General features: G+C 72.2%; 23 protein-coding genes. 5 read left to right on the forward strand and 18 right to left on the reverse strand.

Features of this window, described 5'->3' with window-relative positions; genetic code table 11:
- Positions 1-811: 811 nt before the first annotated feature.
- The 4 genes from ACGF3H_RS25540 to ACGF3H_RS25555 all read right to left on the reverse strand — a co-directional run bounded on the left by ACGF3H_RS25540 (position 812) and on the right by ACGF3H_RS25555 (position 7,181).
- Positions 812-2,230: a sugar porter family MFS transporter gene (locus ACGF3H_RS25540; RefSeq protein WP_362489128.1), complete on the reverse strand. Its 1,419-nt coding sequence runs from the start codon at positions 2,228-2,230 to the stop codon at positions 812-814.
- A 203-nt stretch (positions 2,231-2,433) separates the two neighbouring features.
- A complete protein-coding gene (smc, locus tag ACGF3H_RS25545) occupies positions 2,434-6,021 on the reverse strand; it encodes a chromosome segregation protein SMC (protein WP_362489126.1) in 3,588 nt (1,195 codons plus the stop codon).
- A 277-nt stretch (positions 6,022-6,298) separates the two neighbouring features.
- Positions 6,299-6,511, reverse strand: coding sequence for a hypothetical protein (locus ACGF3H_RS25550; RefSeq protein WP_003973418.1), 213 nt, complete (start codon positions 6,509-6,511; stop codon positions 6,299-6,301).
- Positions 6,512-6,899: 388 nt separating this feature from the next.
- Complete coding sequence (locus ACGF3H_RS25555) at positions 6,900-7,181, reverse strand: acylphosphatase (RefSeq protein ID WP_362489124.1); 282 nt, start codon at positions 7,179-7,181, stop codon at positions 6,900-6,902.
- A 161-nt stretch (positions 7,182-7,342) separates the two neighbouring features.
- On the opposite strand from ACGF3H_RS25555, the gene ACGF3H_RS25560 reads away from it, so the two are divergent.
- The gene (locus ACGF3H_RS25560; protein ID WP_362489122.1) at positions 7,343-8,506 is read left to right on the forward strand and encodes a CAP domain-containing protein; all 1,164 of its coding nucleotides are present in this window, start codon (positions 7,343-7,345) and stop codon (positions 8,504-8,506) included.
- Between the two features lie 74 nt (positions 8,507-8,580).
- Positions 8,581-8,973 carry a helix-turn-helix domain-containing protein gene (locus tag ACGF3H_RS25565; protein WP_362489120.1) on the forward strand — a complete coding sequence of 131 codons (393 nt, stop codon included), beginning with the start codon at positions 8,581-8,583 and terminating at the stop codon, positions 8,971-8,973.
- Here the strand turns inward: ACGF3H_RS25565 and mutM are convergent.
- From mutM to ACGF3H_RS25610, 9 genes are all read right to left on the reverse strand, one after another.
- Positions 8,970-9,830, reverse strand: a complete 861-nt coding sequence (gene mutM, locus ACGF3H_RS25570) for a bifunctional DNA-formamidopyrimidine glycosylase/DNA-(apurinic or apyrimidinic site) lyase (protein WP_362489118.1) — start codon at positions 9,828-9,830, stop codon at positions 8,970-8,972. The genes ACGF3H_RS25565 and mutM overlap by 4 nt on opposite strands.
- A gap of 89 nt (positions 9,831-9,919) precedes the next feature.
- Entirely contained in the window at positions 9,920-10,750 is an 831-nt protein-coding gene (rnc, locus tag ACGF3H_RS25575) for a ribonuclease III (protein WP_362489116.1), read from the reverse strand.
- Positions 10,751-10,757: 7 nt separating this feature from the next.
- Positions 10,758-10,931, reverse strand: a complete 174-nt coding sequence (rpmF, locus tag ACGF3H_RS25580; protein WP_003951102.1) for a 50S ribosomal protein L32 — start codon at positions 10,929-10,931, stop codon at positions 10,758-10,760.
- Positions 10,932-10,933: 2 nt separating this feature from the next.
- Positions 10,934-11,578: a DUF177 domain-containing protein gene (locus ACGF3H_RS25585; protein WP_362489114.1), complete on the reverse strand. Its 645-nt coding sequence runs from the start codon at positions 11,576-11,578 to the stop codon at positions 10,934-10,936.
- A 156-nt stretch (positions 11,579-11,734) separates the two neighbouring features.
- Positions 11,735-12,841 (reverse strand): cell division initiation protein, encoded by a 1,107-nt coding sequence (locus tag ACGF3H_RS25590; RefSeq protein WP_362489112.1) that lies wholly within the window; start codon positions 12,839-12,841, stop codon positions 11,735-11,737.
- Positions 12,842-12,972: 131 nt separating this feature from the next.
- Positions 12,973-13,452, reverse strand: coding sequence for a pantetheine-phosphate adenylyltransferase (gene coaD / locus ACGF3H_RS25595; protein ID WP_362489111.1), 480 nt, complete (start codon positions 13,450-13,452; stop codon positions 12,973-12,975).
- 26 nt (positions 13,453-13,478) lie between these two features.
- Positions 13,479-14,066: a 16S rRNA (guanine(966)-N(2))-methyltransferase RsmD gene (rsmD, locus tag ACGF3H_RS25600; RefSeq protein WP_362489109.1), complete on the reverse strand. Its 588-nt coding sequence runs from the start codon at positions 14,064-14,066 to the stop codon at positions 13,479-13,481.
- Positions 14,067-14,146: 80 nt separating this feature from the next.
- Positions 14,147-16,363 carry an ATP-dependent DNA helicase RecG gene (gene recG / locus ACGF3H_RS25605; RefSeq protein WP_362489107.1) on the reverse strand — a complete coding sequence of 739 codons (2,217 nt, stop codon included), beginning with the start codon at positions 16,361-16,363 and terminating at the stop codon, positions 14,147-14,149.
- A gap of 50 nt (positions 16,364-16,413) precedes the next feature.
- Complete coding sequence (locus tag ACGF3H_RS25610) at positions 16,414-18,156, reverse strand: DAK2 domain-containing protein (protein WP_362489105.1); 1,743 nt, start codon at positions 18,154-18,156, stop codon at positions 16,414-16,416.
- A 263-nt stretch (positions 18,157-18,419) separates the two neighbouring features.
- Here ACGF3H_RS25610 and rpmB point away from each other — a divergent pair, with 263 nt between their 5' ends.
- Entirely contained in the window at positions 18,420-18,605 is a 186-nt protein-coding gene (gene rpmB / locus ACGF3H_RS25615) for a 50S ribosomal protein L28 (RefSeq protein WP_003993230.1), read from the forward strand.
- A 162-nt stretch (positions 18,606-18,767) separates the two neighbouring features.
- On the opposite strand, the gene thiD is transcribed toward rpmB, so the two are convergent.
- Together thiD and ACGF3H_RS25625 are read right to left on the reverse strand one after the other, a co-directional pair.
- Positions 18,768-19,571, reverse strand: coding sequence for a bifunctional hydroxymethylpyrimidine kinase/phosphomethylpyrimidine kinase (thiD, locus tag ACGF3H_RS25620; protein ID WP_362489103.1), 804 nt, complete (start codon positions 19,569-19,571; stop codon positions 18,768-18,770).
- Positions 19,568-20,533, reverse strand: a complete 966-nt coding sequence (locus ACGF3H_RS25625) for a thiamine-phosphate kinase (RefSeq protein WP_362489101.1) — start codon at positions 20,531-20,533, stop codon at positions 19,568-19,570. The genes thiD and ACGF3H_RS25625 overlap by 4 nt, the downstream gene beginning before the upstream one ends.
- Before the next feature lie 232 nt (positions 20,534-20,765).
- Between ACGF3H_RS25625 and ACGF3H_RS25630 the strand changes: the two genes are divergently transcribed.
- Positions 20,766-20,999, forward strand: coding sequence for an Lrp/AsnC family transcriptional regulator (locus ACGF3H_RS25630; RefSeq protein WP_019328745.1), 234 nt, complete (start codon positions 20,766-20,768; stop codon positions 20,997-20,999).
- A 20-nt stretch (positions 21,000-21,019) separates the two neighbouring features.
- A complete protein-coding gene (locus tag ACGF3H_RS25635; RefSeq protein WP_362489099.1) occupies positions 21,020-21,502 on the forward strand; it encodes a DUF3515 domain-containing protein in 483 nt (160 codons plus the stop codon).
- 22 nt (positions 21,503-21,524) lie between these two features.
- Here ACGF3H_RS25635 and ACGF3H_RS25640 read toward each other — a convergent pair whose 3' ends face one another.
- From ACGF3H_RS25640 to ACGF3H_RS25650, 3 genes are all read right to left on the reverse strand, one after another.
- Complete coding sequence (locus ACGF3H_RS25640; protein WP_362489097.1) at positions 21,525-22,682, reverse strand: D-alanine--D-alanine ligase family protein; 1,158 nt, start codon at positions 22,680-22,682, stop codon at positions 21,525-21,527.
- Between the two features lie 92 nt (positions 22,683-22,774).
- A complete protein-coding gene (locus tag ACGF3H_RS25645; RefSeq protein ID WP_362489095.1) occupies positions 22,775-23,785 on the reverse strand; it encodes an NAD(P)H-dependent glycerol-3-phosphate dehydrogenase in 1,011 nt (336 codons plus the stop codon).
- Positions 23,782-24,591 carry a lysophospholipid acyltransferase family protein gene (locus ACGF3H_RS25650; protein ID WP_362489094.1) on the reverse strand — a complete coding sequence of 270 codons (810 nt, stop codon included), beginning with the start codon at positions 24,589-24,591 and terminating at the stop codon, positions 23,782-23,784. Before ACGF3H_RS25650 ends, ACGF3H_RS25645 begins: the two co-directional genes overlap by 4 nt.
- Positions 24,592-24,636 lie beyond the last annotated feature (45 nt).

Genomic DNA, 24,636 nt, shown 5'->3' on the forward strand with positions numbered 1-24,636 from the left:
GTCCCTCCGCCTCCTCCCACCGGCGGACAACCGACCGGACCCGGCAGGTTCTGGCCCCTACCGGCTGACCAAGCGCGCCCACCCACTCCCCCTGACGGCGGCCCGCGTCCGCTCGGGCCCGGGAGTCCCTCCGCCTCCTCCCACCGGCGGACAACCGACCGGACCCGGCAGGTTCTGGCCCCTACCGGCTGACCAAGCGCGCCCACCCACTCCCCCTGACGGCAGCCCGCGTCCGCCCAGGCCCGGAAGTCCCTCCGCCTCCTCCCACCGGCGGACAACCGACCGAGCCCTGCGGGTTCTGGCCCCTACTGGCTGACCAGGCGCCTCCGCCCGCTCCCCGACGGCGGCCCGCGTCCGCCCCCGGTCCGGAGTCCTCCGCCCCGCGCTCCCGGCGGCGGCCCAGCGCCCCTAGCCGGCTGACCAGGCGTGCCCCTCCGCTCGCACCGCCGTCGGCAGCCCGGCGTCTTCCCCAGGCCGGAAATACCCCGCCGCTCCCTCAGCGGCGGGCAACCGACCGGACCCGGCGAAGTCCTGCCCCTACCGGCGTGCCCTCCCACTCGCCCCCAGCCCGGGAGTGCCCTTCCACTCCCACCGGTAGATCCCGTCCAGGGCGGAGGCCGTCCGGCCGTGGGTGCGCGGCTGCGCGTCCGGGCGGTGGCCGGGGCCGCGCTTCCGGTTCCGTACGCCCGGCGTCCGAGGCACGACAAGACGCCGCCGCCCCCGTCCGGAGGTGTCCGGACGGGGGCGGGGCACGGTACGAGGAGAGGGGCAGCGGGGACTTGGCCCTTCTCCCCGAGCTCGGGGCGGGCGGTCAGCCCATCTCCTCCAGGGCCTTGCCCTTCGTCTCCTTCACGTACTTCAGTACGAACGGGATGGAGAGCGCGGCGAAGATCGTGTAGATCACGTAGGTACCGGAGAGGTTCCAGTCGGCCAGCGACGGGAAGCTCGCGGTGATGGCCCAGTTGGCGATCCACTGCGCGGACGCGGCCACGCCCAGGGCGGCGGCGCGGATCCGGTTCGGGAACATCTCGCCCAGGAACACCCAGACGACCACGCCCCAGGACAGGGCGAAGAACAGGACGAAGACGTGGGCGGCGATCAGGGCGACCCAGCCCTGCGTGGCCGGGAGCTTGCCGTCGACCAGGTCGAAGGAGAACGCCCAGGCCTCGAGCGCCAGGCCGATCACCATGCCGACCGAGCCGATCAGGGCGAGCGGCTTGCGGCCGACGCGGTCGACGAAGATCATCGCGATCACGGTGCCGACGATGTTGATGATCGACGTCGTGAACGAGTAGAAGAACGAGTCCGTCGGGTCGACGCCGACCGACTGCCACAGCGTCGACGAGTAGTAGAACGCGACGTTGATGCCGACGAACTGCTGGAAGACCGACAGGCCGATACCGATCCAGACGATCGGCTTGAAGAAGAAGCTGCCGCCGAGCAGGTCCTTGAAGGACGACTTCTCCTCACGGTGCATCGCGTGCTCGATCTCGGCGACGCGCGCGTCGAAGTCGACGTTCTTGCCCTCGACCTCTTCGAGGATCTGCTTGGCGCGCTCGCGCTTGCCGACGGAGATCAGGAAGCGCGGGGACTCCGGGATGGCGAAGGACAGCAGGCCGTAGAGGACGGCCGGGACGACCATGACGCCGAGCATGACCTGCCAGGCCTCCAGGCCCATCAGCTCACCGCGCTGGTCGCCGCCCGCCGCGTTCAGCAGGCCCCAGTTGACCAGCTGGGACACGGCGATGCCGATGACGATCGCGGCCTGCTGGAAGGAGCCGAGCCGGCCGCGGTAGGCGGGCGGGGAGACCTCGGCGATGTACGCCGGGCCGATCACCGAGGCCATGCCGATGGCGAAGCCGCCGATGATGCGCCACATGGCGAGGTCCCACAGCGCGAAGGGCAGTGCGGAGCCGATGGCGCTGATGGTGAACAGGACCGCGGCGATCTGCATGCAGCGGATGCGGCCGATGCGGTCGGCGATGCGGCCGGCGGTCGCGGCGCCGATCGCGCAGCCGATCAGCGCGACGGCGATGACCTGGGCCAGCACCGCGGAGCCGACGTCGTAGCGGTCCCGGATGGCCTCGACGGCGCCGTTGATGACGGAGCTGTCGTAGCCGAAGAGGAAACCGCCCATCGCGGCCGCCGCCGCGATGAAGATGACGTGCCCGAGATGATCGGGGTGAGCCGTTCTGGCTCCTGGATTGGGTGCCTGCGCTGTGCTGGCCACGTGTACTCCTCGGGCTTCCGGCAACGCTGCCGGGGTGGTTCGCCCTTCGAGGTGCCACTGGTAGGTACCTGAAGGTAAAAGCAACGTTGCAGAGACTATGCCTTCAAGTTTCGAAGTCAATAGGTCGAGAGCTGTGAGTTATGCGATGCCCTTGATGACCTTGTGTTCAAGAGTTGAATTTGACGTGCCCGGCTTGCGACGGTCTACACAGGCTGACGCAGACGCTGGCTGATGACCTTCGACACGCCGTCGCCCTGCATGGAGACGCCGTACAGCGCGTCGGCGACCTCCATCGTCCGCTTCTGGTGCGTGATGACGATCAGCTGCGAGGCCTCCTGGAGCTCCTGCATGATCCGGATCAGCCGCTGCAGGTTGGTGTCGTCGAGCGCGGCCTCGACCTCGTCCATGACGTAGAACGGGCTGGGCCGCGCCTTGAAGATCGACACGAGCAGTGCCACCGCCGTCAGTGACCGCTCCCCGCCCGACAGCAGTGAGAGCCGCTTGACCTTCTTTCCCGGCGGCCGCGCCTCGACGTCCACGCCCGTGGTGAGCATGTTGTCGGGGTCGGTCAGCACCAGGCGTCCCTCACCGCCGGGGAAGAGCCGGCTGAACACACCCTCGAACTCCCGGGCCGTGTCCCGGTAGGCCTCCGTGAAGACCTGCTCGACGCGCTCGTCGACCTCCTTGACCACCTGGAGCAGGTCGGCGCGGGTCTTCTTCAGGTCCTCGAGCTGCTCGCTGAGGAACTGGTGCCGCTCCTCCAGCGCCGCGAACTCCTCCAGAGCCAGCGGATTGACCTTGCCGAGCTGCTGGTAGGCCCGTTCGGCCGCCTTCAGCCGCTTCTCCTGCTCGGCCCGCACGAAGGGCCGGGGGCGGTTGCCCGGGTGCTCCCCCGCGGCGGAGCCGCTGTCGGATCCGGCCTCGGGGAGCTGCTCGCCCTCGGCGGGGGGCGAGGGCGGCACCAGTTGATGCGGCCCGTACTCGGCCTCGAGCCCCGCCGGTTCCACACCGAGTTCCTCCAGCGCCTTGGTCTCCAGCTGCTCGATGCGCAGCCGCTTCTCGGCGCCGAGTACCTCGCCCCGGTGAACTGAATCCGTCAACTTGTCGAGCTCGGCCTTGAGGTCGCGCCCCGCGGTGCGCGCGGCCGCCAGCTCCTGCTCGCGCCGGGCCTTGGCGGCCTCGGCGGCGGTGCGCTCCGTGTCCGCGCGGGCCAGGGAGACCTCGACGTGCGCCAGCAGTTGCCGGGCACCCGCGGCGACGGCCTCGGCGACGGCCGCCTCGTGCCGCAGCCGGGCCCGCCGCTGTTCTGCACGCGCGCGTGCCTCGCGTTCCGCGCGGGCGGCCCGGTCGAGGGAGTCGGCGCGCCCGGCGAGCGCCTTGACCCGCTCCTCGTGCGTACGGGCCTGGAGGCGGGCCTCCATCTCGGTCTGGCGTGCGTTGGCACCGTCGGCGGCGAGCCGGTCGCGGACGGAGGTGTCGGGCTCCTCCTCGACGGGTGTCTCCTCGGCGACCGCGAGCCGCTCGGCCAGCTCCTCGACGTCCATCAGCGCCTTGTCCAGCGCCTCCTGCGCCCGCTCGGCCGCCGCGGCGGACCGCTCGGCCTCCCCGGCAGCGCCCCGCGCCTGTCCGGCGAGCCGCCCGAGCTGCTGGGCGACGGACGACTTCTCCCGGTCGGCGGCGCGGCGCCGCTCCCCCAGCTCCTCGACGAGGGCGGCACACTCCCGGCGCCGTTCGACGGCCGCCTCCTGGGCCTCGGCCAGCTCGGCGCACCGCACGCCCAGTTCGGCCAGCTCGGCGGCGGCCTGGTCCACGGACGCCTGCACCTCCAGCAGGCTGGGCGCCCCGGCGGACCCGCCCTGCGCGAAGTGGGCGCCCAGCAGGTCGCCCTCGGCGGTGACGGCGGTCAGTCCGGGGTGGGCGTAGACGAGGTCCTCGGCGTCCTCCAGGGTGCCGACGACGACGATCCCGCGCAGCAGCCGCCGTACGGCGGGCATCAGGTCGGCGGGCCCGCGGACGAGGTCGGCGGCGTACGGCGCCCCCTCGCTCCGCGGCTCGTGCGGTACGTCGTCGGGGGCGCCGGCGAGCAGCAGGGCGGCCCGCCCCGCGTCCTGCTTGCGCAGGTACCGGATCGCGTCGGCGGCGGCCGCCGGGGACGCCATCGCGAGGGAGTCCGCGGCGGCCGCGAAGGCGACGGCCAGGGCGACCTCGTGACCCGGCGTCACGGTGAGGAGTTCCGCGGCGGGGCCGAGCAGCCCGCCGAGGCCGTCCCGTGCGGCGAGCAGCGCACCGGTGCCGTCCTTGCGGCGCAGGCCCAGGGCGAGGGCGTCGTGACGGGCCTGCGTCGCCGCGCGTTCGCGCTCCGCCGCGGTGACCGCCTCGCGGGCGGCGCTCCGGGCGGCCTCGGCCTCGGCCAGCCGGCGCTTGGCGGCCTCGTGCCGCTCGGCGAGTTCCTGGTCGCCGGCCTCGATCCCGTCGACCTCGGCCTGGAGCGCCTCGTACTCCTCCTGGGCGGCGGCGGCCCGTTCCCGGGACTCGTCCCGGGCGGTGGCCAGCCGCTCGATCTCCGCCTGGGCGGAGGCCGCGCGGGAGCGGGCGGCGCCCACCTGGCCGCTGAGCCGGGCGAGCCCCTCGCGACGGTCGGCGATGGCGCGGGCGACGTCCTTGAGGCGGCGCTCTTCCAGGGCCAGTTCGCGTTCGAGGTCGGCGCGGTGGGCGACCGTGTCCTCGAGGGCGCGCTCGGCCGCCTCCAGGGCCGCTTCGAGTTCGGCCTCCTGCTCGCGCACCCGGGCGGCCTCGCGCTCCAGGTCCTCCGGGTCCCGGCCGCGCCGCTCCTCGGGGGGCGTGGAGGTGGCGCTCTTGACGCGGGCGTCGGCCAGGGAGATCGTGCCGCGCACCCGCTCGGCCAGCTGGGAGAGCTCGTGCCAGGTCTGCTGGGCGCGTTGCAGGCGCGGGGTGAGCCGGCGCACCTCGTCCTCCAGGTCCGCCTCGCGCCGCAGCGCCTTGCCCAGCTCCCGTTCGGCGCTCTCCTTGCGCTCCTTGAGGGCGGCCTCGTCGGCGATCTCGGTCCGGAGCGCCTCGCGCAGCCGCACGAGATCGTCGGCGAGGAGCCTGAGCCGGACGTCCCGCAGGTCGGCCTGGATGACGGCGGCCCTTCTCGCCACCGCGGCCTGCCGGCCCAGCGGCTTGAGCTGGCGCCGCAGTTCGTCGGTGAGGTCCTGCACGCGCGCCAGGTTGGCCTGCATCGCGTCCAGTTTCCTGAGCGCCTTCTCCTTGCGCTTGCGGTGCTTGAGGACGCCGGCGGCCTCCTCGATGAAGGCGCGGCGGCCCGTGGGGTCGGCGTGCAGGACGGAGTCGAGCTGGCCTTGGCCGACGATGACGTGCATCTCGCGGCCGATGCCGGAGTCGGAGAGCAGTTCCTGGATGTCGAGCAGGCGGCAGGTGTCACCGTTGATCTGGTACTCGCTGCCGCCGTTGCGGAACATGATCCGTGTGATGGTGACCTCGGCGTACTCGATGGGCAGGGCCCCGTCGGAGTTGTCGATGGTGAGGGACACCTCGGCGCGGCCCAGCGGCGGGCGGCCGGTGGTGCCGGCGAAGATCACGTCCTCCATCTTGCCGCCGCGCAGCGACTTGGCGCCCTGTTCGCCCATGACCCAGCTGAGCGCGTCGACGACGTTGGACTTGCCCGAGCCGTTCGGGCCGACGACGCAGGTGATGCCGGGTTCGAAGCGGAGCGTGGTCGCCGAGGCGAACGACTTGAATCCGCGGAGGGTCAGGGCCTTCAGGTGCACGCCGCCGGACTCTACCTTTCGGGGGTGTCTCACTCCATGAACCGGTGAACCAGCGCGGTTTCACAGGTGAACGTGCAGGGCACATCAGACGTTGAAGAGGGTGAAAGGATGCACGGGGGAAGGGTCGGGCGGGGCTGGAGCCGCCGACGAGGCCGACGAGACGGATGGGGCGGGCAAAGAAAGAAGGGACGCCGAAGCGTCCCTTGCAACTCTGACAACTGAGCGGTTGTACGGGCGGCCCGACCACTGCAGTGCCGTCGGTGGAGCGATGCAGTGATCAGGTGAGCGCAGGCTCCGCCTGGTGTGCGTCAACGCTCTCCATGCTCTCCATGATCCTGTCGTGAGAAGCGGCAGCCGCCAGCGCGTCGTTCTCCGCCTGGATTCGTCCGAGCTCGGATTCCAGGTCCTGGACGCGCTGCTGGAGCCGTCGCATCTCGGCGAGGAGTCGCGGGTCGGAGCCGCCGACGTAACCGAGAAGCGCCTTTGCCATGATGGATGGTCCTCCACAATGAGTGACCGACCGAAGCGGTGCGGGTCGATGGGTCGTGAGGGATTCGCACCCGCGGTGCTTGGCACTCTTGAGTTTTTACTGCCGTTCAACCATGCCAAACAGCTAAGGTGCGCGGGGCTTTCAGCGTCTCACCAAAAAGTTTGACGGTCAACACGATCACGCCCCGTATTGACGGGTGCCCGGGGCGCGCGGCCGGGAAACGGCGGCGCGGCGACTCCTGCGGGCCCCGTGGGGGCGTGGCGATCATCCTGGGTGGGGAGCCTGCCACGAGGTCGGTGTTCTTGGCAACCACCTGCTCGTTTTCGTTCCGCCGGCCCCTCGGCGCGTCCCCTCCCCGGGCGCCCGACGCGCTCCGCGCGGTGCCCCGTCAGCGGATGGCGAAGCCGTCGTAGCCGCCGCGAGGTGTGTCCCAGATCTCGGTGACGCCGTCCACGCGCCCGGGCGTGTCGTCGCCCCGCAGCCAGTCGAGCAGGTCCTCGCACCGCTCCCGCGGGCCTTCGGCGACCACCTGGACCCGCCCGTCGGCCAGATTGAGAGCAAAACCACTCATCCCGCCGAGCTCCAGCGCCCTGGCCCGCGTGAACCAGCGGAAACCCACGCCCTGGACCTGTCCGCGTACCCACGCGACCAGTCGTACATCCTCGCTCATGAGTGCAACCTAACCAGTCAATGTCACTCCGGACACTTCGCCCCCTGGCGCCATGCGGTACCGTCCCCACCCAATGAATCGCAGTTGAAACTCACTCGATCGTGTGAGTTCTGTGGTGAACGCGAGGGCACGACGACCGCGAGGACCAGGAAGGCCAGGACATGGGACGCCACCGACGCTCCGCCGCCGGCCGCGCCGCGCAGGGCCACCGCACGGGCGGCTCCGCGGGACAGGGCCGGCAGCCGTCGGCCCGGGGCGCGGGTGACCGCCCCACGATGGGCATCGCGCCCTACCTGAACCCCGAGGCGTACGCCGAGGCCCGCGCGAAGAGCGACGCCTACCTGTTCGGGCCGGACGACCGGGCCGGCGAGGGCCGTCCGGAGGCGAGCCGTACGGTTCCCTTCCCCAGCGACGGCTTCACGCCCGACGACGGCGCACAGCGCGCGGGGTCGCGGCGTCGCCGGAGGAAGAGGGCCGTCGCTCCGGTCCGCACGGGCCTGCTCGGAATCTCCGCCGCCGTGGCCCTCGGCACGGTCGCCGTGGCCACGGGTGCGGTGCCCGGCCTCGACAACTACCGGATCGGCGGCGCCGGCGGCGGCGACCGGGTGCAGTCCGCCGACGTCCCGACCAACAACCCGGCCGAGCAGGGCGGCACCTCCGGCAGCGCGGACACCGGCCTCGACGGCGGCACGTCCGCGAGCCGCGGCGCGGGCCGCTCCGCCGCGCCGTCCGCCTCCGCCTCCGCCTCCGCGTCGCCCTCCTCGCCCTCGTCCTCCCCCTCCCCGTCGGCTTCCGCCTCGACGTCGGCCGCGCCCACCGAGGCACCGTCGAAGACGGCCGAACCCGAGACGTCCACGCCCAGCGGGGAGCGGCAGCCCACGCCGTCGCGGACGGCCACGAAGGAGCCGGAGCGCCCGACCGCCGCACCCGCGGGCACCGTCTCCGAGCAGGCCGCCGCCGAGGCGAGGGTGCTCCAGCTCGTCAACGCCGAGCGCGCCGACGCGGGCTGCAGCCCGGTCGCCGCGAACAGCGCGCTGCGCACACTGGCCGAGGACTTCAGCGAGGCCATGGCGGCACAGGGCTTCTTCGACCACACCGACCCCGCCGGCGCCACCCCGTGGGACCGGGCCGAGGCGGCCGGCATAGACAATCTCGGCGGCGAGAACATAGCCCGCGGGCAGGCCGACGCCCAGGCCGTGATGGACGCCTGGATGGCCAGCCCGGGGCACAGGGCCAACATCCTGAACTGCGACTTCCGGACCCTGGGCGTCGGCGTCCACTTCGGCCCGGGCGGCCCCTGGTGGACGCAGGACTTCGGCTACTGAGCCGGGCGCCCGGGGCGCTGTCGTGCGGGCGGCGCCCCCTGCGGGGCAGCGCTGTGCTCACGTACGCTGGGGACATGTCGACCACGCAGGAGCGCACGGAGGAGCAGGACCTCCCGTACGACGTGTTCTCCCGGGGCTGTCCCTCGCGCGGCACTCTGGAGCACGTCACGGGACGCTGGGGCGCGCTGACGCTCGGGGCGCTGTCCGAGGGCTCCTTCCGCTTCAACGAGCTGCGCCGCCGAGTCGACGGCGTGAGCGAGAAGATGCTGTCCCAGACCCTGCACGCGCTGGAGCGCGACGGCCTGGTGCACCGCGAGGCCCAGCCCACCAACCCGCCCCGCGTGGACTACGAACTCACGCCGCTGGGACGCGAGGTGGCCGGACGCCTGATCACGCTGATCCAGTGCCTGGAGGGGCACATGGACGAGGTGCTCGCGTCGCGTGAGCGGTACGACGCCCGGGGCTAGGACACGGCGCGCGGCGGGCGCTGGCACTTCGGGCAGAAGTAGCTGGAGCGGTTCATCCACGGCCGGCGCCGCATCGGCGTCGCGCAGCGGCGGCAGGGCAGGCCCTCGCGGCCGTACGCGTCGAGCGAGCGGTCGAAGTAGCCGGACTCTCCGTTGACGTTGACGTACAGGCTGTCGAAGCTGGTGCCGCCGACGGCGAGGGCCGCGTTCATCACGTCCCGGACGTGGCCGAGGAGTTCGGCGGTGCGGGGCCGGGTGAGGGTGGCGGTCGGGCGTTCGTAGTGCAGGCGGGAGCGCCACAGCGCCTCGTCCGCGTAGATGTTGCCGACGCCGCTGATCAGCGACTGGTCGAGCAGGGCCCGTTTGACCGTGGTGCGCTTGCGGCGGAGCGCCTGGTGGAACGCCTCGTCGTCGAAGAGCGGGTCGAGGGGGTCGCGGGCGATGTGCGCGATGACGTCCGGCAGTCCGTCGGGGGAGGTGTCGTGCAGGGAGAGACCGCCGAAGGTGCGCTGGTCGACGAAGCGGAGCTCGGTACCGAGGGTGTCGGCGAAGCGGACGCGGATGCGCAGGTGCTTCTCGGCCGGCACCTCGTGCGGCTGGACCAGCAGCTGGCCGCTCATGCCGAGGTGGGCGAGAACCGCCTGGCCGGTGTCCTCCAGCGGCAGCCACAGGTACTTGCCGCGGCGGCTGGGGGTGCCGATGCGGTGGTCCTTCAGGCGCTGGGCGAAGTCGTCGCCGCCGGCGATGTGCCGGCGTACCGCACGCGGGTGCAGCACCTCGGCGTCGGCGACGGTCCGGTGGGCGACCCAGCGTTCCAGGCCGCGCCGGACGACCTCGACCTCGGGCAACTCGGGCATGGCTTCCCCTCGGAACGGTCCGGTGGACGGCCCGAGCGCCCGCCCCGGGGCTGGGGCGGGCGCTCGGGTCGTGCTGTGCTGTGGTGCGGTCAGGCGGAGGCCGACGGTGCGCCGGCGTTCGGCTCGGCGACGACGTCCGCGGCCGACGGGGCTTCCGTGGCCTTGGCGCGCTCGTCCGCCGCGGCGCGGATGGACCGCCACGCGGATTCCGCGGCCTGCTGCTCCGCCTCCTTCTTGCTGCGGCCGGTGCCGGTGCCGTACGAGACGCCTCCGACGCGGGCGGCAGCAGTGAAGGTCTTCTCGTGGTCCGGGCCGGTCTCCGTGACCAGGTACTCGGGGACGCCGAGCCCTTCGGTCGCGGTGAGTTCCTGGAGGCTGGTCTTCCAGTCCAGGCCGGCACCGAGGTTGGAGGACTTCTCGATCAGCGGGTCGAACAGGCGGTGCACCAGTTCGGAGGCCGCGTCGAGGCCCTGGTCGAGATAGACCGCGCCGATCACCGCTTCGAGGGTGTCGGCGAGGATGGACGCCTTGTCCCGGCCGCCCGTGCCCTCTTCACCGCGGCCGAGCCGGATGAAGGAACCGAGGTCGAGCCCACGGCCCACCTCCGCCAGCGCGCGCGAGTTGACCACCGCGGCCCGCAACTTGGCCAGCTGGCCTTCGGGCAGGTCGGGGTGGGTGCGGTACAGCGTGTCCGTGACGACGAGGCCGAGGACGGAGTCACCGAGGAACTCCAGCCGCTCGTTCGTCGGCAGACCGCCGTTCTCGTACGCGTAGGAACGGTGGGTCAGTGCACGCACCAGAAGGGCGGACTCGAGCTGATAGCCGAGCCGCCCTTCCAGAAGCGTGTGGGACGAGGCCTGGGTGTCCGCCTTCTTCTTGGCGTCTTCCGCCTTTTTGGGGACTGACACAGTGCCTCTCACCAGCCGCTCAGACCTCGAGGACCTGGCGCTTGTTGTAAGTGCCGCAAGACGGGCACGCGATGTGCTGCTGCTTGGGCTCGTGGCAGCGCTCGCACGCAACCAGGGTGGGGACCGCAGCCTTCCACTGCGACCGGCGGTGGCGCGTGTTGCTGCGCGACATCTTCCGCTTCGGAACAGCCACGGCTACTTCTCCTGCTTCTCGTCGACGCCAGGTTCGGCGCCGCTCATCTCGTCCTTCTCGCCGTCTCCGAGTGAACCGGCGAGTCCCTGCAAAGCCGCCCAACGGATGTCGACGGCGTCATGGTGGTGGTCCGGGTCGTCCGACAGGCGCACCCCGCACTCGGAGCACAGACCCTGGCAGTCTTCCTGGCACACCGGCTGCATCGGCAGTGCGAGCACCACCGCATCGCGCAGCACGGGTTCGAGGTCGATCAGACCGTCCTCGACGAAGAGCCTGTCCTCGTCTTCCTCGGCGTCGTCGGCCGGTTCCGCCTTCACGCGGCCCCGGTCGTCGGCGTCAGGGTACGAGAACATCTCCTGGAAGTCCGCTTCGAGCTGCTGCTCCAGCGGCTCCAGACACCTTACGCACTCCCCCTCGGCCTTGGCACGGGCGGTGCCTGTGACGAGCACCCCTTCCAAGACCGACTCGAGCCGGAGCTCGAGCTCCAGCGGGGCGCCTTCCGGCACTCCGATGACTCCCGCGACACCGAGGTCCCGGGGAGCGTCGACCGTGCGGTTCAGGCGCTGCAGCGCACCAGGACGCCGTCCCAGCTCGTGCGTGTCGAACACGAGAGGGTTCCGGTGGTCGAGGCGGGCGTTCAGAGCCATTCCTGCTTTCGATCTTCCGAGCTGGGGGAACGCCGCCCTGCGGTGTCCCCGGGCAGCGTGGATCGCGGACGTACGCGCGACCGAAGAGCCAGGATACTGGACCTTTCGCTCTCGGCCCAATCCGCCCCCGGGGGCGGCGCCGGGACCGGCCCCGGGCTAGAGCCCGCGGCCCTGTTCGTAGGCCCTCAGCTGCTCGGCGCTGATCATGCTGGTGTCGAACAGGCTGGTCTCGTCCAGGGTCCCGGGCTGGGCCGGCGGCTGCTGCGGGGGCTGCTGGGGCTGCTGGGGCTGGGCGTAGCCCTGGGCGTCGTAGGCCGGCTGCTGGGGGTCGTAGCCCTGGTACGCGTACGGGTCGGTCTGCTGCTGGTAGCCGTACGCGTCGTGCCCGCCGTCGTAGGGCTGCTGGTAGCCGCCGTACGGGTCGGGCTGCTCCTGCGCGTAGCCGTAGACCGGCTGCTGCGACGGCATCTCCGGGACGGCCTGCGCCGCTGCCGCCGGCTGCTGCTCGCCGTACTCCCGCTGCCGCGGCTGCCCGGCGGGGGCGTCCGAGAGGGCCGCGAGGTCGGCGAGGTAGTCGGCGTCGCTGGAGTGCTGGACGGTGACGAGGTCGTCGGCGAGGGCGCCGAGGTCGTCGGTGGCGATCCGGCCGTGCAGCTTCTGGCGGCCGCGGCCGACGGCCTCCAGGGTCTTGGCCAGGACCGCCTCGAAGGCGCCGAGCTTGGTGTCGACGTAGGTGTCGGCGTCGCGGCGCAGGGTCTCCGGGTCGTGGCTGCGCTCGGGGGCGTCCTCGTCCTCGTAGCCGTTCTCGTCGAGGCCGGGTCCGGTGCCGAGGAGCTTCTCCCGGCCCCGTCCGACCGAGCCGAGGGTCTTGGTGAGGACGACCTCGAAGTTGGCGAGCTTGGAGTCGACGTAGTCGTCGGCCTCGGCGCGGACCTCTTCGGCCTCCTGGCGGGCCTCGGCGAGGATCCGGTCGGCCTCGGCCTGGGAGCGGCGGGCCACCTCGGTGTCGGCGATCAGGGAGCCGCGCTCCGCGTGCGCGCTCTCGATGATCCGTTCGGCCTCCTGACGGGCCTGCGCGACCATCTGATCGCGGTCGCCGATCAGTTCCTGGGCCTGGGCGAGGGAGCCGGGAAGCTCGGCGCGCAGCTCCTCCAGCATCGAGAGGAGCTCGGCGCGGTTGATCACGCACGAGGCCGACATGGGCATGGCGCGGGCGCCGGAGACCATCGCGGTGATCTCGTCGAGCTTCTTCTGCACGTCCACCGTGTGCTCGCCACTCTCTACAGCTGTGTTGGAGACGGACGGGACGACTGTACGACCCTGGGGTGTCACGGGGACACCGGGTGACGGATTGCCGGTCTCCGGGGGCCGTTCGGGGCGCGGGCGGGGTGTGCTCAGTCCTTCCTCAGACGCTCCGAGAGCGCTTCGAGGACCAGCGGCGGCACCAGGTGGGAGACGTCGCCGCCCCAGGTCGCGACCTCCTTGACGAGGGAAGACGACAGGAAGCTGTAGGTGGGGTTGGTGGGGATGAAGAGGGTCTCCACACCGGAGAGGCCGTTGTTCATCTGGGCCATCTGCAGCTCGTAGTCGAAGTCGCTGACCGCGCGCAGGCCCTTCACGATGGCCGGGATGTCGCGCTGCTTGCAGAAGTCGACGAGGAGGCCGTGGAAGGCCTCCACGCGGACGTTCCCGTACTCGGCGGTGACCTGGCCGATGAGGTCGATCCGCTCCTCGATCTCGAACAGGCCCTTCTTGGCCTGGTTGATCATCACCGCGACGTAGACCTCGTCATAGAGACTGGAGGCCCGGGCGATGATGTCGAGATGTCCGTTGGTGATGGGGTCGAACGACCCGGGACAGACGGCGCGGCGCACTTGAGTTCCCTCGCTCTCCGGTCCGGTCATCGTGCGTCTTCGCACGGTGAGGCGGCGCGACCGTACCAAAACGTTCCCTCGCCGTAGCGACGGGACCGGATCGCCTCGAAGCCGTCGGGCCAGCCGAATTCGCCGCCTCTGGTGCTGCGCTCCACGGTGACGAGCGCTTCCCCGGTGAGCCACCCCTCCGTGCGGAGTGTGAGCAGGATCTCCCGAAGATCGTCGTCGGAGACGGCGTACGGCGGGTCCAGGAAGACGATGTCGTACGGTTCGGCCGGGGCCGGGGTGCGGATGATCTGTTCCGCTTTGCCCGCCCTGACCTCGGCGCCGGGCAGGCCGAGGGACGTGGCGTTGTCCCGGACGGTGCGGGCGGCGCGGGCGTCGGCCTCGACGAGCAGGACGTGTCCGGCGCCGCGGGAGAGCGCCTCCAGGCCGACGGCGCCGGATCCGGCGTACAGGTCGAGGACCCGTTCGCCGTCCAGGGGGCCGCCGAGCAGGGACTGCCAGGTGGAGAAGAGGCCCTCGCGCGCACGGTCGGAGGTGGGGCGGGTGCCAGTTCCCGGCGGGACGGCTAGGCGACGTCCGCCGGCCTTGCCGGCGATCACGCGGGTCATCTGGGGTCCTTGGTCGTGGGCGGCTTTTACGTTCAGTGTGGCTGGTGGCGCGCTTGCCCGCGCCCCTGGGGGCGGTGTCTTCAGCCCTTTTCCAGGTACTGCTCCCTCTCCTCGTCCAGGAGGGCGTCCAGGGCCGTGCGCAGGCCGGGGAGGCCGGTCAGTTCGGGGTCGGCGGCGACCACCGCCGCCGCCTCCTGCCTCGCCTCGGCGATGATCTCCTCGTCCTCGATGACGGCGAGGACGCGCAGGGAGGTGCGGGCGCCGGACTGGGCCTGGCCGAGGACGTCGCCCTCGCGGCGCTGTTCGAGGTCGATGCGGGAGAGCTCGAAGCCGTCGAGGGTGCCGGCGACGGCGGCCAGCCGCTGCCGGGCCGCGCTCGCCTCGGGCATCTCGGTGACCAGCAGGCACAGACCGGGGGCGGAGCCACGGCCGACGCGGCCGCGCAGCTGGTGCAGTTGGGAGACGCCGAAGCGGTCGGCGTCCATGATCACCATGGCGGTGGCGTTCGGGACGTTGACGCCGACCTCGATGACCGTGGTGGCGACCAGGACGTCGGTCTCGCCCGCGGTGAAGCGGCGCATGACGGCGTCCTTGTCGTCGGGCTGCATGCGGCCGTGCAGGATCTCGACCCTGAGCCCCTGGAGCGGGCCCTTCGCGAGCTGTTCGGCGACGTCGAGGACGGCGAGCGGGGGGCGTTTGTCGGCGTCGCCGTCGGCGGGCCCCTGCTGCTTGGAGTTCTTCTTCGGAGTGTCCTCCTCGTCCCCGATGCGCGGGCAGACGACGTACGCCTGGTGGCCGTTGGACACCTCCTCGCGGACCCGCTCCCAGGCGCGCGTCAGGAAGTGCGGCTTGTCGACGGCCGGGACGACGTGGCTGGCGATCGGTGAGCGTCCGGCCGGGAGCTGGTCCAGGACGGAGGTCTCCAGGTCGCCGAAGACGGTCATGGCGACGGTGCGCGGGATGGGCGTGGCGGTCATGACGAGCAGGTGCGGAGGCTGTTTGCCCTTGCCGCGCAGGGCGTCGCGCTGCTCGACGCCGAAGCGGTGCTGTTCGTCGACGACGACCAGGCCGAGATCGTGGAACTGCACCTTGTCCTCGATCAGCGCGTGGGTGCCGATGACGATGCCGGCCTCGCCGGTGGCCAGGTCGAGCAGGGCGTGGCGGCGGGCGGCGGCGCCCATCGAGCCGGTGAGCAGGACCACCTTGGTGGCGTTCTCGGCACCGCCCAGCATGCCGCCCTCGGCCAGCTCGCCCATCATCTCGACGACCGACCGGTGGTGCTGCTGGGCGAGCACCTCGGTGGGGGCGAGCATCACGGCCTGCCCGCCCGCGTCGACGACGGCGAGCATGGCGCGCAGGGCGACCATGGTCTTTCCCGATCCGACCTCGCCCTGGAGCAGCCGGTGCATCGGGTGGTCGGTGGAGAGGTCGTCGAAGATCTCGCGGGAGACCTTGCGCTGGCCGTCGGTGAGGGTGAAGGGGAGGCGGTCGTCGAAGGCGGCGAGCAGGCCGTCCGGCTTCGGCTTCCGCGGGACGGCGGGCAGCTGGGTCTCGGCGTGGCGGCGGCGGGCCAGGGCGACCTGGAGGACGAAGGCCTCGTCCCACTTCAGGCGGGCGCGGGCGTCCTCGATGTCCGCCTTGGTGTGCGGACGGTGGATCTTCAGGAGGGCCTCGGGCAGGGAGACCAGGCCGCGGCCCTCGCGCAGGGAGTCCGGCAGGGGGTCGACGGCCTCCTGGGCGCTGGGCAGGACCGTCTGGACCGCCTTGGCGAGCTTCCAGGACTCCAGCTTGGCGGTGGCCGGGTAGAGGGGGATGAGGGCGCCCGCCCAGGACTCGACGGTCTCCTCGCCCTCGGCGTCGCCGCGCAACAACTCGTAAGCGGGATGGGCCAGTTGCAGTCGGCGGTTGAAGACGGAGACCTTGCCCGCGAACATCGCCCGCGTGCCCGGCAGGAGCTCCTTGTGGGGCTTGTGGACGCCGTTGCCGAAGAAGACCAGCTGGAGGCGGCCGCTGCCGTCCGTGATGGTCACTTCGAGGCGCTGCCCCTTGCCGCGCGGCGCCTTGGCGGAGGCGAAGGTGTGCAGCCGGGCGTCCGCGACCTGGGCGACCACCGTGACGTGCTCGTCCATGGGGAGGTCGGCGAGGTGGGTGAGCTGGCCGCGCTCCTCGTATCTGCGGGGGTAGTGGTGGAGGAGGTCGCCGACGGTGAGCAGGCCGAGATGCTCGGCCATCACCTTCGCGGTGGCGGGGCCGAGCACCTTCTTGAGGGGTTCTTGCAGTGCGGGCACGAGATCCATTGCACACCACCGCACTGACATTGCCGTCCACCCGGCCCGGACGAAGCGCGTTACTCGACGCCGATCAGGAGCAGCGCGCCCTGCCGGCCGCCCCGGTAGACGACCGTGTCGACGGCGAGGTAGGCCTCGCGGACACGTGCCTCCAGGGTGTCGGCGAGGGGCCCGGGGGCGCCGTCGCCGAGGACGAGCGTCACCAGTTCGCCGCCCGCCGCGAGCATGCGGTCCAGCACGGTCCCGGCCACGCTCGTGACGTCCGCGCCGATCACGGCCACGTCCCCGTCGATGAGGCCGAGGACGTCGCCGGCCTGGCAGATGCCGGCCGTCGTCCAGGAGCGGTGCTCGGCGACGGTGACCTCGGCGCAGCGGGTGGCGCCGGCCGCCGAGGTCATCGCCACGACGTCCTCGTCGAAGCGCCGGTCGGGTTCGTGCACGGCGAGCGCGGCGATGCCCTGGACCGCGGAGCGGGTCGGGATCAGGGCGACGCGGACGCCTTCGGTGCGGGCCTGCTCGGCCGCCGCGGCGGCGGTGTGGCGCAGCTCGGCGTCGTTGGGCAGCAGCACGACCTCGCGCGCGTGGGCCCGCCGTACGGCCTGGACGAGCTCCCCGCTCGCGGGCGGCTCCCCCGGGCGCGCGAGCACCGCGGTGGCGCCGGCCTCGGCGTACAGCCCGGCCAGGCCCTCGCCGGGCACGACGGCGACCACGGCGCGCTGGGCCCGTTCCCGCGGTGGGCGCTCGGCGCCGGTGGTGTGCACGTCGCCGTGCCCGAAGTGGGTGATCCGGATCCGGTACGGTCGGCCGGCCTCGACGCCCGCCTCGACGGCGGCTCCGGCGTCGTCGACGTGCACGTGGACGTTCCACAGTCCGTCGCCGCCGACCACGACGAGCGAGTCCCCGAGCGCGTCGAGCCGCCGCCGCAGCCGTGCCACGGCGGCGTCCTCGGCCTCGAGGAGGTAGATCACCTCGAAGGCGGGACCGTCCGCGGGGCCGTCGGCCGGGGCGCACTCCCCCTCGGCCGGGGCGCATTCCCGGGTGGCCGCCGTCACCGCGTGCTCCACGCGCGCGTGCGGCACGACCGCCGCCCCCGCCGCCGGCGTCCGCCCGGTGAACGTCTCGACCAGGGCGGCGAGCACGGTCACCAGGCCGTGTCCCCCGGCGTCCACCACCCCGGCGCGCTCCAGGACCGGCAGCTGCCCGGGGGTCGCGGCGAGTGCCGCGCGGGCGCCCTCGTAGGCGGCGTGGGCCACGGCCGCGCAGTCGTCCCCGGCCCCCTGTGCCGCGTCGGCGGCTGCCGAGGCGACCGTGAGGACGGTGCCCTCGACCGGGTGGGCCACGGCCTGCCGGGCGGAGTCGGACGCGTGCCGCAGGGCCAGCCGCAGACCCGGGCCGTCGGTGTGGGTGGGTCCGCCCCGTTCGGTGAGCACCTGCGCCAGGCCGCGCAGCAGCTGGGCCAGGATGGTCCCGGAGTTCCCCCGGGCGCCGATCAGCGCCCCGTGCGCCATGGCGCCGACGGCGTCGGCCAGCGTGGGTCCGGCCGTCGGCATGGGACCGCCGGCCGCCCCCGTGTCCGGCCCGGCCGGTGCCCCGCCGACCTCGTGCGCCGCGAAGACCGCCTCCACGGCGGCCACGGCCGACTCGACGGTCAGATAGAGGTTCGTCCCGGTGTCCCCGTCCGCGACCGGGTAGACGTTGATCGCGTCGATCTCCTCGCGTGCCCGGCCGAGCGCGCGCAGCGACAGGCCGCACCAGGTACGCACCGCCAGAGCGTCGAAGAACCTCTGCGGCACCTGCGCCACCTGCGCCTCCTTGAGCTGCTGGACGTGGCAGGCAGCGTAGACCCCGGGAGGGTGCCCACCGGAAGAGGGCCGGGGGCGGGCCGCTGAACCGCCATGGTAGTTTCGTTGTACGGGAGCAGCCGTTGTATGCTGCTCCGGTTGCCCGATCCGATCGGGCTTTCCCCCTGGCACCGCCACTCAGATCACGGACCGTTCGCGCTCGAGATCCTGTCCCGGCATGCCGGGATCAACCGTAAGTGCATCTGAAGTCTTTGGAGTGACCCGTGGCTGCCAACTGCGACGTCTGTGGCAAGGGGCCGGGCTTCGGCAACAACATCTCGCACTCGCACCGCCGTACGTCCCGTCGCTGGAACCCGAACATCCAGCGTGTGCGTACCGTGGTCGGCGGGACGCCGAAGCGCGTGAACGCTTGCACCTCGTGCATCAAGGCCGGCAAGGTCTCGCGCTGACGCGTCCAGCTGAGCGCGCGGCCACTGCCCGGTCCGCTGCAAAAAGCCGGTCCACTTCGGTGGGCCGGCTTTTTGCCGTGCCCGCGCACTCCGGGGGCGCAGGCGTCCGGTGACCGCTCCCCGCGGGCCGGCCGCCTCCTTCCGGCGGCCGGCGTAGCGGTGTCACGCCGAGGGCGTGTCCCTCCGGAGCTGCCAGCCGTGGTCCACGGGGCCGATGCCGCCGCCGAGCGCGAATCCCGCCGCGATCGCACCGGTCACGTACTCCTTGGCGGCCGTCACCGCCTCCGGCACCGACCGTCCCTTCGCCAGACCGCAGGCGACGGCGGACGCGAGGGTGCACCCCGTGCCGTGCGTGTGCCGGTTGTCGAGGCGCGGGGCGCGCAGCCAGTGCTCCTCGGAGCCGTCCGTGAGCAGGTCCACGGCGTCCCCGGACAGGTGCCCGCCCTTGATCAGCACCCAGCGCGGGCCGTACTCCAGCACGGCGGCGGCGGCCCGGCGCAGGTCGGCGTCGGACTCGACGCGCACGCCGGTGAGTTGCGCGACCTCGTCGAGGTTGGGCGTGGCGACGGTGGCCACCGGCAGCAGCTTGGTGCGTACGGAGTCCAGGGCGGAGGCGGCGAGCAGCGCGTCGCCGTGCTTGGAGACGCCGACCGGGTCGACGACGGCCGGGGCGTCGGTGCCGCCGATCAACTCGGCGACCGTCTCGACCAGTTCCGCGGAGGACAGCATCCCGGTCTTGACGGCCTGCACGCCGATGTCGTCGACGACGCTGCGGTACTGCGCCCGGACCGCCTCCACGGGCAGTTCCCAGGCGCCCTGCACGCCGAGGGAGTTCTGCGCGGTGACGGCGGTGAGCACGCTCATGCCGTGCGTGCCGAGGGCGAGCATCGTCTTCAGGTCCGCCTGGATGCCGGCGCCGCCGCCGGAGTCGGACCCGGCCACGGTGAGGACGGACGGCGGCCTCATGCCTCGACCTCCCCGAAGTGGTCCCAGCCGCCCTGGCTGGTCCAGGGCGCCCCGTCGACGGTCACCTGGGGCAGCGCCGAGGGGTTGAGGACCTCGCCGATCACCTTCCAGCGGGCGGGCAGCTTCACGTCCGGCGGGAAGGTCGCCACGATCGCGTGGTCCTCTCCCCCGGTGAGCACCCACTGCATCGGGTCGACGCCGACGGCCTGACCGATGTCGTTCATCTGGGACGGGATGTCGATCTGCCCGGAGCGGATGTCGATCCGGACCTTGCTGGCCTCCGCGATGTGGCCGAGGTCGGCGATCAGTCCGTCACTCACGTCGCACATCGCGGTGGCGCCGAGCCCCGCGGCGGCCGGGCCCGCGTGGTACGGCGGCTCGGGACGGCGGTGGGCCTCCACGAAGGCGCGCGGCGAGCGGAAACCGCGGGAGAGCACCGCGAACCCGGCGGCGGACCAGCCGAGCCAGCCGGTCACCGCGACGAGGTCGCCGGGCTGGGCGCCGCCCCGGGTGACGGGCTCCTGGTTGCGCAGGTCGCCGAGGGCCGTGATGGACACGGTGATGGTGTCGCCGCGCACCACGTCGCCGCCGACCACGGAGGCGCCGGCGACCTGGCACTCGTCGCGCAGTCCGTCCATCAGCTCGGTCGGCCAGGTCACCGGGAGTTCGGCGGGCACCACCAGGCCCAGCAGCAGCGCGGTGGGCACGGCGCCCATCGCGGCGATGTCGGCGAGGTTCTGTGCCGCCGCCTTGCGGCCCACGTCGTACGCGGTGGACCAGTCACGCCTGAAGTGCCGTCCCTCGACGAGGATGTCGGTGCTGGCCACCACCCGGCGGTCGGGCGCGGCGACCACCGCGGCGTCGTCGCCGGGGCCGACCCGGACCGCCGGGGTGGAGGTGAGACGGGAGGTGAGCTCCCTGATGAGCCCGAACTCACCGAGCTCACCAACAGTGCCCTTCATGGCCTTACTCCCCTTCTGTCCCTGTACCTGTCCGTGCCCGGTCGCGCGTCGCCTCTGTCCTGGTTACGGTCGAGACAGCCGTTTCCACGGTCCGCGCAGACGTCAACTCGTGTCATCACACCACCCCGGCGCGCGGGCTCCACGTCCCGCGGGTCTCCCCGCGGAGAGCGACGACGCGATACCGTGGCGTTCCTTTTCCCCACATGATCCTCGTGGCCGCTCTGGAGGTTTCGTGGTACAGGCGTACATCCTGATCCAGACGGAGGTCGGCAAGGCGTCGACCGTCGCCGAGACGATCAGCAAGATCCCTGGAGTGATCCAGGCCGAGGACGTGACGGGACCCTACGACGTCATTGTCCGCGCCCAGTCCGACACCGTCGACGAGCTGGGCCGCATGGTGGTCGCCAAGGTCCAGCAGGTGGACGGCATCACCCGCACCCTGACCTGCCCGGTCGTCCATCTCTAGCCCCCGTCTACGCTGGGCCGGTGAACTTCTCCCGTCACCGGCGCCTCCGCCTGCCCGCTCTCGCGTTGTTGATCGCCGCCGCAGGCTGCTCCTCAGCAGACGACAGCGTGCCGGCGGCGGTTCCCAGCCCGGACGCGAAGGTCACCGAGCTGTGCCAGAACCTGGACAAGGCGCTGCCGTCGACGGTGGACGGCCTGAACCGTGAGGACCCCGGGCCCGCCTCCGCGCTGACGGCGGGCTGGGGAAACCCGCTGATCATACTGCGCTGCGGGGTGGAGCGGCCCGCGGAGATGGACGATCCGGAGGCCGACGGCGTCGAGGTCGACGGTGTGGGCTGGCAGCTGCAGAAGCAGAAGAGCGGGGCGTTCCGCTTCACTACGACGCTGCGTGAGGCCTATGTCGAGGTGACCATCCCCGAGGACCGGGCGGGGCGCGGGATGGCGCCGTTGGTCGACCTCGCGCCCGCCGTGAAGAAGGCGATCCCCGAGGGGATCGCCTCCTGAGACGGCGCGGTCCGTCCGCAGGTCAGCGAAGGCCCGTGGACCGCCGCAGCGCCGCCTGGACCAGCCGGTCCACCAGCTCCGCGTAGTCGACGCCGGTGGCCTCCCACATCTTCGGGTACATGGAGATCGGCGTGAAGCCGGGCATCGTGTTGATCTCGTTGATCACGAACTCGCCGTCCTCGGTGAGGAAGAAGTCCGCGCGCACCAGTCCCTCGCACGAGGCGGCATCGAACGCCCCGACGGCCAGCCGCTGGACCTCGGCGGTCTCCTCGGGCGTCAGCGGGGCGGGGACGACGCCGGGCGTCGAGTCGATGTACTTGGCCTCGAAGTCGTAGTACGCGTGCGCCGAGGGCGGCGGGATCTCGGCGGGGACGGAGGCCCGGGGACCGTCCTCGAACTCCAGCACCCCGCACTCGATCTCCCGGCCGCGCAGGGTCGCCTCGACGAGGATCTTCGGGTCGTGGCGGCGGGCCTCCTCGATCGCCTCGTCGAGGCCCGAGAGGTCGTCGACCTTGGTGATGCCGATCGAGGAACCCGCGCGGGCGGGCTTCACGAACAGCGGCCAGCCGTGCTCACCGGCGAAGTCCACGATCTTCCCGCGGGCGCCGGAACGGTCCTGCTCCCACTCGCGGGGCCGGATCACCACGTACGGGCCGACCTTCAGCCCGTAGGAGGCGAACACCGCCTTCATGTACTCCTTGTCCTGGCCGACGGCCGAGGCGAGCACGCCCGAGCCGACGTACGGCACGCCGGACAGCTCCAGCAGGCCCTGCAGGGTGCCGTCCTCGCCGTAGGGGCCGTGCAGCACGGGGAAGACGACATCGACCTCGCCCAGCGCCTTGGGCACGGAGCCGGGTTCGCTGTAGACGACTTCGCGGTTGGCGGGGTCGACGGGGAGCACCACGGCGCCCTCGGTCGACTCGGCGAGCTGGTCGACGCTCGGGGTGCGCCGCTCGGTGATCGCCATGCGCTCCGGCTCGTCCGCGGTGAGCGCCCAGCGCCCGTCCTGGGTGATGCCGATCGGCAGGACGTCGTACTTCGTCCGGTCGATGGCCGCGAGGACGGCGCCGGCGGTGACCACGGAGATCCCGTGTTCGGAGCTGCGCCCGCCGAACACGACGGCCACCCGCGGCTTGCGGTGCGGCTGCTCGGGGCTCTGGGGGAGGTTCTCGGTGCTCATATCGCGTTGAGAGTACCCGCCCACGGTGCCGCGAGACAGCGTCGGCGGGGCCGCGTGGCGCGGGTGGCACCCGGGTGCCGGCCCGGCGTCGCTCAGCGTCGTTCGGGCTTCGCGCTGCGCGACATCAGCTCCTTGACCGCGACCACCGGGGGCTTGCCCTCGTGCACGATGGCGACGACCGTCTCGGTGATCGGCATGTCGACGCCGTGCCGACGGGCCAGATCCAGCACCGACTCGCAGGACTTGACGCCCTCGGCGGTCTGCTTGGTGACCGCGACGGTCTCCGCCAGGGTCATGCCCCGGCCGAGGTTGGTGCCGAAGGTGTGGTTGCGGGACAGCGGGGAGGAGCAGGTCGCCACCAGGTCGCCGAGACCGGCGAGCCCGGAGAAGGTCAGCGGGTCGGCGCCGAGGGCGACACCGAGCCGCGTGGTCTCGGCGAGGCCGCGGGTGATGAGCGATCCCTTGGCGTTGTCGCCGAGGCCCATGCCGTCCGCGATGCCGACGGCCAGCCCGATCACGTTCTTCACGGCGCCGCCGAGCTCGCAGCCGATGACGTCGGTGTTGGTGTACGGGCGGAAGTACGGGGTGTGGCAGGCGGTCTGGAGCCGCTGGGCGACGGCCTCGTCGGGGCAGGCGACCACGGCGGCGGCCGGCATGCGGGCGGCGATCTCCCGGGCCAGGTTGGGGCCGGTGACCACGGCGATGCGCTCGGCGCCGACCTTGGCGACGTCCTCGACGACCTCGCTCATCCGCATCGCGGAGCCGAGTTCGACGCCCTTCATCAGGGACACCAGGACGGTGCCCGGTGCCAGCAGGGGCGTCCAGTCGGCGAGGTTGGCGCGCAGCGTCTGCGAGGGGATCGCGAGGACGGTGAAGTCGGCGTCGCGCGCGGCCTCGGCGGCGTCGGTGGTGGCCCGCAGGTTCTCGGGGAGTTCGACGCCGGGCAGGTAGTCCGGGTTGGTGCGGGTGGAGTTGACGGCGTCGGCGAGTTCGGCACGGCGTCCCCACAGGGTCACGTCGCAGCCGGCGTCGGCGAGGACCGTGCCGAAGGCGGTGCCCCACGATCCGGTGCCGAAGACGGCCGCCTTGACGGGCTTGCTCACGTGCCCTGCCCTTCTGCCTGCTTGCCCTGCGTCTGTGCCGCCTGTGCCTGTGCCTGTGCCGCCTGGGCCGCCTGGGCCTGCGTCCGGCGGCGCTGCTCGATCCGTTCGCGGCGCGGGTCGTAGGGGGTCTCGGGCGCCTTCTCGCCGCGGATCTCCTCCAGCTGGCGGGTGACGGCGGCCATGATGACCTCCGTGGCCTCCTTCAACAGGTCCGCGGTCATCTCCCGGTCGTAGAAGCGCGACAGGTCGACCGGGGGCCCCGCCAGGACGCGGTGGGTCTTGCGCGGCAGCAGGTTGGGCTTCTTGGCATACGGGGGCAGCAGTTCGTTGCAGCCCCACTGGGCGACCGGGATCACCGGGCACTTGGTCTGCAGGGCGACGCGTGCGGCACCGGTCTTGGCGGTCATCGGCCAGCCGTCGGGGTCGCGGGTGAGGGTGCCCTCGGGGTAGAAGGCGACGCACTCGCCGCGCTCCACGGCGTCGATCGCGGCCCGGAAGGCGCTGAGCGCGTCCGTGCTCTCGCGGTAGACGGGGATCTGCCCGGTGCCGCGCATCGCGGCGCCGACGAATCCCTTCCTGAAAAGGCCGCTCTTCGCGAGGAATCGCGGCACGCGACCGGTGTTGTACTGGTAGTGCGCGTACGCGAAGGGGTCGACGTGCGAATTGTGGTTCACGGCGGTGATGAATCCACCGTCGTCCGGCATGTTCTCCATTCCCCGCCAGTCCCGCTTGATCAGAACCACCAGCGGCGGTTTGCAGATCACCGCGGCGAAGCGGTACCAGAAGCCGATTCTGCGGCGGGGCACGCGGACACCTTTCCTCCAGGGCCTGGGGCCGGACAAGTGTCGCCC

Origin of the sequence: Streptomyces sp. NPDC048185 (genome assembly GCF_043202495.1) — a bacterium.
GTDB lineage: Bacteria > Actinomycetota > Actinomycetes > Streptomycetales > Streptomycetaceae > Streptomyces.

Excerpts from the sequence above, each read along its gene's own strand:
- ACGF3H_RS25640 (WP_362489097.1), bottom strand. The coding sequence starts at position 22,682 with ATGAGCACCGAGAACCTCCCCCAGAGCCCCGAGCAGCCGCACCGCAAG.
- recG (WP_362489107.1), bottom strand. The coding sequence starts at position 16,363 with ATGGATCTCGTGCCCGCACTGCAAGAACCCCTCAAGAAGGTGCTCGGC.
- ACGF3H_RS25585 (WP_362489114.1), bottom strand. The coding sequence starts at position 11,578 with ATGGCTCTGAACGCCCGCCTCGACCACCGGAACCCTCTCGTGTTCGAC.
- ACGF3H_RS25550 (WP_003973418.1), bottom strand. The coding sequence starts at position 6,511 with ATGGCAAAGGCGCTTCTCGGTTACGTCGGCGGCTCCGACCCGCGACTC.
- ACGF3H_RS25565 (WP_362489120.1), top strand. The coding sequence starts at position 8,581 with ATGTCGACCACGCAGGAGCGCACGGAGGAGCAGGACCTCCCGTACGAC.
- ACGF3H_RS25560 (WP_362489122.1), top strand. The coding sequence starts at position 7,343 with ATGGGACGCCACCGACGCTCCGCCGCCGGCCGCGCCGCGCAGGGCCAC.
- rsmD (WP_362489109.1), bottom strand. The coding sequence starts at position 14,066 with ATGACCCGCGTGATCGCCGGCAAGGCCGGCGGACGTCGCCTAGCCGTC.
- ACGF3H_RS25555 (WP_362489124.1), bottom strand. The coding sequence starts at position 7,181 with ATGAGCGAGGATGTACGACTGGTCGCGTGGGTACGCGGACAGGTCCAG.
- mutM (WP_362489118.1), bottom strand. The coding sequence starts at position 9,830 with ATGCCCGAGTTGCCCGAGGTCGAGGTCGTCCGGCGCGGCCTGGAACGC.
- ACGF3H_RS25625 (WP_362489101.1), bottom strand. The coding sequence starts at position 20,533 with ATGAAGGGCACTGTTGGTGAGCTCGGTGAGTTCGGGCTCATCAGGGAG.
- thiD (WP_362489103.1), bottom strand. The coding sequence starts at position 19,571 with ATGAGGCCGCCGTCCGTCCTCACCGTGGCCGGGTCCGACTCCGGCGGC.